This is a genomic window from Hydrogenibacillus schlegelii (genome assembly GCF_001653195.1).
Taxonomy (GTDB): domain Bacteria; phylum Bacillota; class Bacilli; order Thermicanales; family DSM-22653; genus Hydrogenibacillus; species Hydrogenibacillus schlegelii.
On the sequence record NZ_JXBB01000012.1, the window covers coordinates 114,870 to 126,583 of the forward strand.

At 67.3% G+C, this 11,714-nt stretch carries 11 protein-coding genes; 5 read left to right on the top strand and 6 right to left on the bottom strand.

What is annotated here, in order from left to right; genetic code table 11:
• Positions 1–12: 12 nt before the first annotated feature.
• On the top strand, positions 13–138 hold the full coding sequence (locus tag SA87_RS14230) for a hypothetical protein (protein WP_281180921.1): 126 nt from the start codon (positions 13–15) through the stop codon (positions 136–138).
• 18 nt (positions 139–156) lie between these two features.
• Positions 157–723 carry a radical SAM protein gene (locus tag SA87_RS04820; protein WP_066441755.1) on the top strand — a complete coding sequence of 189 codons (567 nt, stop codon included), beginning with the start codon at positions 157–159 and terminating at the stop codon, positions 721–723.
• Between the two features lie 117 nt (positions 724–840).
• Here the strand turns inward: SA87_RS04820 and SA87_RS04825 are convergent, their stop codons facing one another.
• The 6 genes from SA87_RS04825 to SA87_RS04850 all read right to left on the bottom strand — a co-directional run bounded on the left by SA87_RS04825 (position 841) and on the right by SA87_RS04850 (position 9,029).
• Positions 841–2,955, bottom strand: coding sequence for a chorismate-binding protein (locus SA87_RS04825; RefSeq protein ID WP_066199952.1), 2,115 nt, complete (start codon positions 2,953–2,955; stop codon positions 841–843).
• Between the two features lie 153 nt (positions 2,956–3,108).
• Entirely contained in the window at positions 3,109–4,530 is a 1,422-nt protein-coding gene (locus SA87_RS04830; RefSeq protein ID WP_066199954.1) for an MBL fold metallo-hydrolase, read from the bottom strand.
• Positions 4,531–4,635: 105 nt separating this feature from the next.
• On the bottom strand, positions 4,636–6,018 hold the full coding sequence (locus SA87_RS04835) for an ABC transporter substrate-binding protein (RefSeq protein ID WP_156516496.1): 1,383 nt from the start codon (positions 6,016–6,018) through the stop codon (positions 4,636–4,638).
• 80 nt (positions 6,019–6,098) lie between these two features.
• Entirely contained in the window at positions 6,099–6,923 is an 825-nt protein-coding gene (locus tag SA87_RS04840) for a carbohydrate ABC transporter permease (protein WP_066199956.1), read from the bottom strand.
• A gap of 37 nt (positions 6,924–6,960) precedes the next feature.
• Positions 6,961–7,851 (bottom strand): carbohydrate ABC transporter permease, encoded by an 891-nt coding sequence (locus SA87_RS04845; protein ID WP_066199959.1) that lies wholly within the window; start codon positions 7,849–7,851, stop codon positions 6,961–6,963.
• Between the two features lie 20 nt (positions 7,852–7,871).
• Complete coding sequence (locus SA87_RS04850; protein WP_245637650.1) at positions 7,872–9,029, bottom strand: ABC transporter ATP-binding protein; 1,158 nt, start codon at positions 9,027–9,029, stop codon at positions 7,872–7,874.
• A gap of 254 nt (positions 9,030–9,283) precedes the next feature.
• Between SA87_RS04850 and SA87_RS04855 the strand changes: the two genes are divergently transcribed.
• The 3 genes from SA87_RS04855 to rpsP all read left to right on the top strand — a co-directional run bounded on the left by SA87_RS04855 (position 9,284) and on the right by rpsP (position 11,639).
• On the top strand, positions 9,284–9,865 hold the full coding sequence (locus tag SA87_RS04855; protein ID WP_066199962.1) for a sigma factor-like helix-turn-helix DNA-binding protein: 582 nt from the start codon (positions 9,284–9,286) through the stop codon (positions 9,863–9,865).
• Positions 9,855–11,198, top strand: coding sequence for a signal recognition particle protein (ffh, locus tag SA87_RS04860; RefSeq protein WP_066199965.1), 1,344 nt, complete (start codon positions 9,855–9,857; stop codon positions 11,196–11,198). Before SA87_RS04855 ends, ffh begins: the two co-directional genes overlap by 11 nt.
• Positions 11,199–11,306: 108 nt before the next feature.
• Positions 11,307–11,639: a 30S ribosomal protein S16 gene (rpsP, locus tag SA87_RS04865; RefSeq protein ID WP_066199968.1), complete on the top strand. Its 333-nt coding sequence runs from the start codon at positions 11,307–11,309 to the stop codon at positions 11,637–11,639.
• The last annotated feature ends 75 nt before the right edge of the window (positions 11,640–11,714 follow it).

An 11,714-nucleotide genomic window follows, 5' to 3' on the forward strand; every position in this document is an offset into this window, starting at 1 on the left:
CGACGGGAGGCGATGAAAGCGATGTTTTACGATCTTTTGCCGCTTTCGCTCCTCGATGATCCGGGCCACCTCGCCGCGACGGTGTTTACGAGCGGGTGCCGCTTCCGCTGTCCGTTTTGCCACAACGCCCTCCTCTAGCGGGTTCGGCCGCCGAAAATGCCTCCCGAGACGGCGCTCCGCCTGCTCGCGGAGCGCCGCGGGCGGCTGGAAAGCGTCGCCGTCACCGGCGGCGAGCCGACGCTCTGGAAGGACCTTCCGGATTTTCTCGCCGCCGTCAAGGCGCTCGGCTACCGGGTGAAGCTCGATACCGCCGGCGACCGGCCGGACGCGCTCGCGGACCTCCTCGCCCGCGGGCTCGTCGATTTCGTCGCGATGGACGTCAAAGATGCGCCCGAACGATACGGTCGCTATGCGCCCGATCCCCGGGCGCCGGAGCGGGTCCGGACGGCGGCGGCCGTCCTCCGGGAAAGCGGCGTCCCTTATGAAATCCGGATCACGGTGACGCCAAAACTCCACGAGGACGAGGCCATCCTGCGGGCGGTGCGCTGGATCGGGCCGGTGCCCCGACTCGTCCTGCAGGCGTATCGGCCCGCTCCGGGGGTGATGGCCCCCGAGATCGCCGGCACCGAGCCGACGCCGCCGGATCGGCTCAGGCGTCTGAGAGCGCGCATCCTCGCCGAAGCGCCGGCGGCGGCGACCGCGGTCGAGCTCCGCGGCGGCTGACGCGGCGCCGAAACTTCCGGACGCGCCGGGACGGACGTTGCGCGGATTTTGCAGGTACGCGGCCCCTTCGGAAGCCTCCGTACGCGCCGGGACTGACGCGCCGGGCGTGCGTCGGGTTTACGGTCGAGGCCGATCTCCGTCTCCCGCCCACAGGCGAAGCGGCATCCAGCCCCGGACGCTGTTGACCGCCCAGAGGCGGTCGGCCGTGCAAAGATCGCGCCATGTCATCGGCGCTTCCCGGACAAATCCGGCGGCGAGGAGATGGGCCCGGAAGACGCCCGGGAGGAGGCCGTCGGATAAGGGCGGCGTCCAGAGGTGCCCGTCCCGTTCGACGACGAGGTTGGCGCGGGAAAGCTCCGTCGGCCGCCCGGCGCCGTTCCAGAGGAGGACGTCGAGGCCGCCGGATGGAACCGGGAGGGCGGCGTTCGCCGTCGTCGCCGCCGCTTCGGCCAACCGGGCTTCGTACGGCGCCCGATCGAGCCGTTTGTGCCACCAGCGGTCGTCATCCGCGTCGATCGGCGTCCGGGCCGGGACGGCCAGCACCGCCCCCGTAAGGTCCGGCGCCGGAAGGAGGGCAAGCCGCCGCCGGTCGTCCCACGGCGCCCCGAGGGGAGCGGCGTCGGCCGTGACGGCGCCCGTTCGGAAAACGACGAGCCGAAGGCGAAAGAGGCCGGCCGGATGCCGGCGTTTCGCCGCCTCCAGGGCCTTCCGGATGTCGGCGGTCCGGTCCGGAAAGCCGTAATGGCGCATCGAGGCAAAAAGACGCGCCAGGTGGAGCGCCTCGAGGAACACCGCCCCGTCTTCGAGGCGCATCGTCTCGACGAGCGCCGGCGGCGGGGCGGCCGGCCGGAGCAAAATGCCCGCTTTAAGCAGCGCTTCCCGGTATTCCCGCCGGGCGACGGAACGGGCGGTGATGCCGCTTCCGGTGCCGTAGAGGAGCCGCCGGGCGCCGACGTCGACGACGGCGGTCCGGATGGCGACGTTGAACACGGCGCCGTCGGGGCCGGCCATGCCGATGGCGCCGGTGTAGATCCCCCGCGGGCTTTGCTCCAGCCGGCCGATGATTTCGAGGGCCGATCGTTTCGGCATGCCGGCGATGCTCCCGCTCGGAAAAAGCGCCCGGAAGAGATCGGAAAGCCTCACCTCCGGCCGCGTCGTCGCTTCGACGGGCGCGGTGAGCTGCCAGACGGTCGGGTAGGCCTCGAGGACCGGCTCCCCGATCCGGACCCCGGCGGCGCCGCCTTCGGCCAGGGCGGCGAGCTCGCGGGCGATGCCGGCGGCGGTCCGGAAAAGTTCCGCCCGGTCTTTGGCCGAGGCGAAAAGCGCCGCCCGCCGCCGGGCATCTTCTTCGGGGTATCGCCCCCGAGGCGCGGTCCCCTTCATCGGCCGCATCGCGAGCGTCCGGCCGTCCCAGGCGAAAAAAAGCTCCGGCGACGCCGAGAGGATCTTCAGGCGGCCAAAATCCAAAAACGCGCCGTAGCCGGCCCCTTGCCGCCGAAGGAGGCGCCGGTAGAGGCGGAAAAAGCCGCCGTCATCGCCGGTCGCATGCCCGGCACCGGCAAGCGGCAGAGCGAGGCGGAAGGTGAGATTCACGACTTCTGCCTCGCCCCGGGTGAGCGCCGCGATCAAGGAGGAAAACGCCGCCCGGTACGCCGCCCAGGTCGCCTCCGACGGCATCCCGTCCGGTGCCGATCCGGCCTCCAGGGCGGCAAGAAGCGCCGGCCAGCTGCCGTCTTCCCCGTCGATGCCGCCGTCCACCCCAACGAAGTCCTCGTCCGCTTCCGGGGGCGGGGCGCCGTCCGCCGCGTCTTCGGCCGGCGCCCCGCCGGCGGCCGGTTCTTTTTCCCGCGGCATCCCGGAGGGGGCGGCGCCGGAGACGGCCGGCGCTCCGCCGCGGGGTCCGGGGCCGTTTCCCGCCCTTCCGTCTGCCGGCAAAACGCCGGCGCGGTCCCTTCCGTCGCTTTCGAAAAGGCCGAACCAGGCGAACGGGAGGCGCGCCGCCCCCCCTTCTTCCGCGCGCGGAAGAGGCAGGTTCGGCCAAAACGCCGCCCCGGCTTCGTAGGTCAGAAAGCCGACCGCCCATCGGCCGGCGCGGCGGGCGGCGTCGACGGCGGCGAGGACGGCCGGAACTTCCTCCGGGGTTTCGGCGACGAGCTCGGCGGCCGGCCGGGCAAAGATCCGCGGTCCGCCGGGAAAATCGAACCGGGCAACCTGAAAGGACAAAGTCGTCATCGGCGTGTTCGCTTCTCCTCCCGACTTCTTGATCCCAGCCGCGTCGGCTCCGACGCCGTCTGGGCCTTTTTGGCTTCGGATGGGGCCTTACGCCTTCGAACACGGCGAGGCTCCGCCCGCAAAAAAAGAGGCCCGCGGCCGGCGTCCGCGAAGTTACTTCAAGACGACGCCCCGCTCCGCCGCGAGTCGCCGAAGCCGATATCGCCGGCCGGCGGCGGGAAAGACGGCCCCCGGCAGCCGGACGGCGAGCCGCTCGGGGAAGCGGCTGTGGAGCGGCACGACGGTGGGGGCGCCGATCGCCGCGGCGGCCCGGAGGAGATCCCCGGGCCAGGCATGGCCGCCGCTGTGGACAACCGAAAGCGTCATGCCGAGCTTTCGCACGAACGCCTCGAGGTGGCGCCACCGGGGGTCAAAGCCGCCCATCGGCTCGCCGCCGCTTTGAATGTACCGGCCGCCGGCGGTCGGAAGATCGAGGAGGGCGAAGGCGTTCTCCCACCGGTTTTGTACGACGAAGGCTTCCGGCGCCTGGCGGATCGTCGCGGCGTCGACCCCGTCGGCCTCCCGCCAGAGCGCCTCCCACCACGGGGCGGCGACGATCTCCGGCGCCACACCGGCTTCCGGCGCCCGAAGGTCGGGCACGTAGACGAGGGGCCGAAGGCCCCGGAGCCGCCGAAGCAGGTGGGCGACGGCCGGTTCGACGGCGACCCGTCGGCCGGCGGCCTCGGCCGCCTGAAGCACCCCTTCCAGCCGGTCCAGGTTCCACGGATAGACGTTTACGACGACGAGGCCCTCCGTCTCCCGAAAGGCGGCCGTGAGCGCCGCCCGCACATCCGCCTCCGAAAGGGCCCCCTCCGGCGGCGGCGCCTCGGGGGTCAACGCCTCATCCGGAAGGGCTTCCCGGGGGCCGATCGTCGTCCCTTCGATGAGAAGGAGATCCGGCCGAAACGCCCGCGCCCGTTCGAGAAACGCCGCCGTCAGCTCCGGGCGGGCGCCGTGCAGGCGAAAGTCGCCGGTGTAGACGATCCGCACCTCCGGCGTTTCGATGAACAATGCCGCCGCCCCCGGGACGTCGTGGTCGACGGGGACGAAAAAGAAGCGGATCGGCCCGTGGCGAACCGGCGTCTCGAACGGGACGCCGAAAAGCGCCCGCGCCGGATGGATGCCCTCGCCGATTTCGGCGAGGGCTTCCGCCAGCGCCCGGGAAGGCTCGCTTCCGTAGACGGGGATGTCCGGTGCCACCCAGCCGGCGGCGCCGGCGTGGTCGAGATGGAGATGCGACACCGCCACCGCCGTCGCCGGCCCCTCCGGGGAAAAGGGGCGGGGAAGTCGCGGGTCGCCGGCCGGCGCCCGAAGGGCGTCCTGAGCGTAGAGACCGTCGATCGCCGGCACCCGCCCGAGGCGGATGAGATCGGCGAGGCGAAAGGCCGCCCGCGGACGGATCGACGCCTCCAGCACCGCCCGTTCCGGTTCGTAGACGAGGCCGAAGTCAAAAAGAAGGCGGTGATCGCCATGCTCGAGCATGACGATCGTGCCGCCGATCGTCCAAAGCCCCCCGAAGAAAGTGATCGCGCTCATCGCGACGGTCTCCTCTTCTCAATTTTTATTTTGGCCGGCTTTATTTTCGGCAGGCCCGGTCTGGGCCCGGCTCGGGGCAAAACGTCCCGCCTTCCCGCGAAGGCTTTACTCGCGGGAGCGCGCCTTGGCCCGGTCGATCTCCGCCTGGGCCTTGGCGGCGGCATCGGGAAGCGCGGCGCCGGGCGCTTTTTCCCCGAGGAGAACCGCTTCGATTTCCTTTTGCACGATCTTCATCGCCGCGTCAAAGCCGGGGATGCGCGGATCGAAGAAACCGGCGTCAAACTGCTCGGTGCCGACCCCGTTGGCGGGATGGTCCTTCACGAAGTCCTTCCAGATCGGGCTTTCGAGGGCCGAGCGGCGGATCGGGAGGTACCCCGTCTCCCTGGCCCAGTACGCGGTGTTGTCCGTGTTCAGGAGCGTTTTGATGAACAGCCAGGCGGCGAGTTTTTCCTCCGGCGTGGCCGAATCGAACACGGCGACGGCGTTTCCGGCAAAGGGGACGGCCCGTTTCGCTCCGGCCGGAACCGCCGCCGCCGCCCAGTGGATGTTCCCTTCGGCGGCCTTGGCGACGAACGGGATGCCCGCCGAGGAACCGATGTACATCGCCACGTCGCCGCGGCCGAACGGATTCGACATGTACTGGTCTTCACCGGCCAAGCGGGCGATCTTATCTTTGAACAGCCCGGCGATAAAGTCAAGGGCTTGTCGGCCTTCCGGGCTGTCGAAAAGGACTGTTCCGGTCGCTTCGTCGATGTAGCGTCCGCCGGCCTGCCGCACCCACATGTGGAACTGCCAGCCGACGGAGTTTTCAAAGCCGATGCCGATGACCTTTTTGCCGTTTCGCTCAAAGGTGAGCTTTTCGGCCGCCTGCCGGAGCTCGTCCCACGTCTTCGGCACCTCGACGCCGCGTTCCTGGAAAAGATCGGTATTATAATACAAGATCTGGGTGCTTTTGCTGAAGGGGAGGGAAAAGAAACGGCCGTCCCACCGGTTGGCCTCCCGGAACACCGGGATGATGTCCTCCAATTCTTCCTTCGTCCAGCCGATCTCCGGATGTTCGATGTAGGGCGTAAGATCCTGAACGAGGCCGTTTTGTTGGTAGTCGGTCACCCACGTTTCGATCACCTGGGCCATCACCGGAAGTGTCTTCGACTTCGCGGCGGCGGTGAGCTTTTCCTGCAGGTCGCCGTAGTTGCCCTGGCCGACAAGCTTGATGCGGATATCCGGATGTTCGGCCATGAAGCGATCGGCGATCGCCTTGAGCGCCTCTTCGTGATGGCCGGTCATCGCATGCCAGAAGGTAATTTCGACCGGACCGCGAAGACGCGTCGGAAAAGCGGCGTCGTCCGTCTCGTCGGCCGCCGATGATGGCGCGCTTTTGTCGCTTCCTGCAGGCGCCGGAGGCGTCGTTTCAGGCTTGCCGCAGGCGGCGGCAACGAGGATGAGGCCGAGCGCCAGGACGAAACGGATGCGCCGTATCATAATCATCCACCGGTCCTCCTTGTCCGAAGCGTTTGGCCAGCGATGAAGGCGCGACGGCGGCCACCCGAAACGGCCGGCATCCCCCCTCAACCTTTGATTCCGGTCCGGGCCAGTCCTTCGACGATCGATCGCTGCAACAGGAGGTAAAGGACGATCATCGGCACGATGACGAACGCCGAAGCGGCCATGAGGAGTTCGTAAGCCGTCCCGGCCTCGGTCGTAAAGGCGGTCAGACCGACGGGAAGCGTGCGCATCTCCCGGCTGTTGGTGACGATGAGCGGCCAGAGAAACGCGTTCCAGCTCCCGATCGCCTTCAGGACGACGATCGTCACGATGGCCGGCCGGACGATCGGGACCATGATCGTCCAGAGGAAGCGAAAGTCTCCGGCGCCGTCGACGCGAGCGGCGTAACCGAGCTCCTTCGGCACGAAAAGAAAATGCTGCCGGAGAAGGAAAATGGCAAACACGCTCGCCGTCCACGGGATGATGAGCGCTTCGTACCGGTCGATCCAGCCCAGACGAGCAAGCGTTACGTAGTTGGGGACGAGCAGCACTTCGCCGGGGACCATCATCGTGCCGAGAAGCAAGCTGAAAAGGAAGTCCCGTCCCCAAAACGACAGACGGGCGAAGGCATAGGCGGCGAGAATCGTCGTGATGAGTTCACCGAGCGTCGAAAGGGCGGTGACGAGGACGCTGTTCAGGAAATAACGGCCGAACGGCGCCATCGTGAGCGCCCGGACATAGTTGTCCCAGTGCCACTCCGAAGGCATCCACTTCGGCGGCATGAGCATCACTTCGTTCGGCGCCTTGAGAGACGTGGAGATCATCCAGGCGAAAGGAAGAAGCATGAGCGCCGCGCCGAGGGAAAGGAGGAAGAGAATCGTCCCCCGGGATAAGGCGTCGCGAATCACGGGCGGTCCCCTTTCCGTTTTGGAGCATGAACGGCCCTCAGACGGCCGTCCGCTTTCGGCCGATCCAAAGTTGGATGACGGTCAGCAGGAAGGTGATCAGGAAAAGCACGTAGGCGGCGGCGGAGGCCACGGCGTAATCCTGTTCCCGATAAAACTTCACGAAAATGTAGTAGACGAGCGTCAGGGCGCTTGAGAGGGGCCCGGGGCTTCCGCCGAACAGGGCGTAGACCTCGTCGAACACCTTAAAGGCGCCGATGATCGAGACGATCGAAACGAAAAAGGTCGTCGGCCAGAGGAGCGGAAAGGTGATCGACCAAAATCGCCGCCACGGCCCGGCTCGGTCGAGGCGGGCGGCGAGGTGGTACGTCTCCGGAATGTTCGAAAGCCCGGCGAGGAAAAGGACGATGTTGTAGCCGAGGCTCTTCCAGATGGCGAACAGGATGAGGGCCGGGAGGGCCCAGCGGGGATCGGTGAGCCACCGAACGGGTTGGATCCCGAGCAAACCGAGCCCGAAGTTGAGAAGCCCGTAGTCGGAGTGAAAAATCCATCGCCAGACGACGGCGACCGCCACGACGGACGTCACCGTCGGCAGGAAGTAGACCGTCCGGAAAAACGAGCGGAGCGGGATCGGCCGGTAAAGCATGAGGGCGATGCCGAGGGAGAGGGCGATGGAGATCGGCACGACGCCGATGACGAAAACCGCGGTGTTTCGGAGCGCCAGATGAAACTCCGGATCCTTGAGGAGATACAGATAGTTGTCGAAGCCCAGTCGATAGACGCGGTCGTGAAAATAGTCGTAGTCCGTGTAAAAACTCAAAAGGAACGACTCGACGATGGGGTAAATCGTAAACGTCCCCAGCACGAGAAGCGCAGGGGCAAGATAGACGAAAGCTTTGGCGGTGGAACGCAGATTGGGCTTGTCCGGCATCGGCCGTCCCTCCCGGAAAATCAGGCGAGTTGAACGCCGGAAGCCGCCTTCGGGAGGCCTTGGGGAATCTTCCGCAGGCTTTCGCCGGTTTCGGGATGGAAAAGATGGAGGGCGGACGGCTCAACCGTCAAGACGACCGCCGTGCCGGGGTGCGGGGCTTTTCCGGTCGGTGCGAGGACGCGGACGGCTCCCGCGCACGTCTCGACGCGAAGGAGCGTCTCCCGACCGGTGGTCTCGCGAACCGCCACCCGTCCCGCGATTTTGCCTCTGCACGCGCTCGGATCTCCGAGGGCGACGCCGGCCGCCTCGAGGCGGAAATCTTCCGGGCGGATGCCGACGACCACCGGCGTCTCCGGGGGAAGCGGCTCGATGTCTTCGGGGAGGTCGGTCAGGGGGGTTCCGCCGTTCAAAAGGAGGCAGCGGCCCCCGGCGCCGACGCGAGCGGACAGGAGGTTGATCGGCGGATTGCCAAGAAATTCGGCCACAAACCGGTGTGCGGGTCGGAGGTACAGCATGTCCGGCGCGTCGCACTGGACTTTTCGCCCCTCCCGCATCAGCAGGATGCGGTCGGCGAGACTCATGGCCTCCTCTTGATCGTGGGTGACGAAGACGGTCGTGATCCCCACGTTCGAGACGATGCGCCGGATTTCTTCCCGCATCTCCAGCCGAAGACGGGCGTCCAGATTGGAAAGCGGCTCGTCCAAGAGCAGCAATTTCGGCCGCTTGACGAGCGCCCGGGCAATGGCGACCCGCTGCTGCTGGCCGCCGGAGAGCTGGGCGGGCTTTCGCTCGAGAAGAGATTCGATGCGCACCAGGCGGGCCATCTCCAGCACCATCTCCCGTCGCCTGTTTTTCGGGATTTTTTGTACTTTCAGGGGAAAGGCGATGTTGTCGAACGCCGTCATATGGGGATAGAGTGCGTAGTTTTGAAAGACCATCCCGATTTCTCGCCGTTCCGGCGGCACGTCATTGACGACCGCTCCATCGAAGCGGATGACGCCGGCCGTCGGGCGATACAGCCCGGCGAGCAAAAAGAGGGTCGTCGTCTTGCCGCATCCGCTCGGGCCGAGAAGGGCGACGAGCTCGCCCGACTCGATGACGGCATCGAGACGGTCGACGGCCGTGACGTCGCCGAAGCGCATGCTTAAGCCTTCAAGTTCGACGCGCAACGGGCTCACCTCAACGTGCGGGTAAAGTGGCCACCCTCTCAAAATAACACGGGATTTTGAAGGGCATATGAAGAGAAAGTAAAGAGTCTGTAACGGATCGGATAAGAGAAAGTAAAGCGGCGCCAGGGGGCGCAGGGAAGCGGGCGCCCCCTGTCAAATCCGAACCTTGACACCGCAAAAAAGCTCTGGTATGCTAAGCGGCGGCTCCGGCCGGACGATGCGTTCTTCCCGGCCTTGGGGATTTCGGGCAAAGGAGACGAACCGTGCTTGAGAAGCGGGCGCGGGTGGCCTCGCTGTACGATCTTTACGGCGGGCTGCTTTCCGAACGACAGCGCCGGGCGGTTGTCCTCTATCACTTTGAGGACTGGTCGCTGGCGGAAGTCGCCGACGCCCTCGGGATGAGCCGCCAGGCGGTCCACGCCCTCCTCCGGCGGGCGGAGGCGACCCTCAACCGGCTGGAAGCCGTCCTCGGCCTCTTCGAGCGGAGCCGCGAGCGGGAGGCGCTTTTGTCGGAGCTCGAGGCCCGCCTGCGGGCGCTTCGCGACTGTCCGGCGGCCGGCGACCTCGCGAAGATCGCCGCCGCGCTCCGGGCGCTCGAAGAAGCACCGGAACCGAGCGCCCGGGCGCCCTCCGCCCAAAGCCGGCCGCTTTCCCAGGAAAGGTCCGCTTTCGGACATCGGGCGAAGCGGCCAAGCGGAGCGCCGATCCGCCGAAGCGATCCGTCACGGCCCGGGCGCGCTGTCCGGAAAGCGCCGGAGACCTCCGGCGCTTCGCCGGGATCGGGCGGCGCGGCCGGTCCGGAGGACGGGCGATCGGCCGGAAAGGAGGGAGACGATGGCGTTTGAATCGCTGACGGCGCGCCTCAGCGAGGCGTTTCGCCGCCTGAGGGGGCGGGGGCGTCTTACGGAGGCCGACGTCGATCAGGCCCTGCGGGAGATCCGCCTCGCGCTTCTGGAAGCGGACGTGAGCGTCAAGGTCGTCCGGCCGCTCATCGGCCGCATCCGGGAGAAGGCCGTCGGCGCCGAAATTTTAAAATCCCTCAATCCCGCCCAGCAGGTCGTCAAGATCGTCTACGACGAGCTCGTCGATCTTCTCGGCGGCACCCTCGCCGAACTGAACCTCGCCCGGCGGCCGGCGGTCATCCTCATGGTCGGCCTTCAGGGCGCCGGGAAGACGACGACCGCCGGCAAGCTCGCCCGGCACCTCGCCGGGCGGGGGAAAAAGCCGCTCCTCGTCGCCGCCGACGTCACCCGACCGGCGGCGGTGACCCAGCTTGAGGTGCTCGGCCGCTCGATCGACGTCCCCGTCCACCTCCCCGGCGCCCTCACCGATCCGGTCGCCATTGCCGAAGCCGGACTCGCCCGAGCCCGGGCGGAAGAGCGGGACGTCGTCATCGTCGATACCGCCGGCCGCCTCCACATCGACGCCGCCCTCATGGCGGAGCTCGAGGCGGTGAAGGCGGCCGTCCGACCGGACGAGATTCTGCTCGTCGTCGACGCCATGACCGGTCAGGAGGCGGTCGCCGTCGCCGAGCGTTTCCACGCCGCCCTCACCCTGACCGGCGTCATCCTGACGAAGCTCGACGGCGACACCCGGGGCGGGGCGGCCCTTTCCGTCAAGGCGGCGACCGGCGTGCCGATCAAGTTTGCCGCCACCGGGGAGCGGCTCGACGCCCTCGAGCCGTTTTACCCCGACCGGATGGCCTCCCGCATCCTCGGCATGGGCGACGTGCTGACCCTCATCGAAAAGGCCCAGGCGGAAGTCGACGAACAAAAGGCGCGGGAGCTCGAGCGGAAGCTCCGCCGGGCGGAGTGGACGCTCACCGACTTCCTCGACCAGCTCCGGCAGCTTAAGAAGATGGGCCCCCTCGAAGAGCTCCTCAAGATGATCCCCGGCGTCGGCGCCCGGCTCGGCCAGATCCAGGTCGACGAAAAGCAGCTCGCCCGCCTCGAGGCGATCATCCTCTCGATGACGCCGGAAGAACGGGAGCGGCCGGAGATCATCAACTACAGCCGCCGGAAGCGGATCGCCGCCGGGAGCGGCACCACCGTCGCCGACGTCAACCGCCTCCTCAAGCAATTCGAAGAGGCGCGGAAGCTCATGAAGCAGATGGCGAAGATGGGCGGCAAAAAAGGCAAAGGTCCGCGGGGCTTTAAGTTTCCGTTTCCTTTCCCCTAACAACCTCGAGTTCTCTTGCGCCGCTGAGTCTCTTGTGCCTTTTCATTTTCCGACGGATCGTCGGTCTGCGAAAAGATCCATCAGGCCAAAAAGGAGGCGATCGCCGGCATGGTCAAAATTCGCCTGCGCCGTCTCGGCGCGAAAAAGCGCCCCTTTTACCGCATCGTCGTCGCCGATGCCCGTTCGCCGCGGGACGGCCGCTTCATCGAGGAGATCGGCTACTACAACCCCCTCACCGACCCGGCGGACGTCAAGGTGGACGTCGAGCGGGCCGTCTACTGGCTGAAAAACGGGGCCCAGCCGACGGAAACCGTCCGTTCCCTCTTCCGGCGGACCGGGGTGCTCAAGGCGTTCTATGAGGCCCGCCGGGCGGAAAAGAACCGGGCTTCCGACGCGGCGGAACCGGCGACTTTGTCCGGCACCGAAGGGGCTGGCGCCTGAGCGCCTCGCCGAAGCGCTCCGCGCCGCCGGCCGCCTGATGGGAGGGGGGGCGGGCTCGCGGCGAAAGCGCCGGCC

What these genes read in the sequence shown, in the direction of transcription:
- ffh (WP_066199965.1), top strand. Translation starts at nt 9,855, where the DNA reads ATGGCGTTTGAATCGCTGACGGCGCGCCTCAGCGAGGCGTTTCGCCGC.
- rpsP (WP_066199968.1), top strand. Translation starts at nt 11,307, where the DNA reads ATGGTCAAAATTCGCCTGCGCCGTCTCGGCGCGAAAAAGCGCCCCTTT.
- SA87_RS04820 (WP_066441755.1), top strand. Translation starts at nt 157, where the DNA reads ATGCCTCCCGAGACGGCGCTCCGCCTGCTCGCGGAGCGCCGCGGGCGG.
- SA87_RS04835 (WP_156516496.1), bottom strand. Translation starts at nt 6,018, where the DNA reads ATGATTATGATACGGCGCATCCGTTTCGTCCTGGCGCTCGGCCTCATC.
- SA87_RS04825 (WP_066199952.1), bottom strand. Translation starts at nt 2,955, where the DNA reads ATGACGACTTTGTCCTTTCAGGTTGCCCGGTTCGATTTTCCCGGCGGA.
- SA87_RS14230 (WP_281180921.1), top strand. Translation starts at nt 13, where the DNA reads ATGAAAGCGATGTTTTACGATCTTTTGCCGCTTTCGCTCCTCGATGAT.
- SA87_RS04845 (WP_066199959.1), bottom strand. Translation starts at nt 7,851, where the DNA reads ATGCCGGACAAGCCCAATCTGCGTTCCACCGCCAAAGCTTTCGTCTAT.
- SA87_RS04830 (WP_066199954.1), bottom strand. Translation starts at nt 4,530, where the DNA reads ATGAGCGCGATCACTTTCTTCGGGGGGCTTTGGACGATCGGCGGCACG.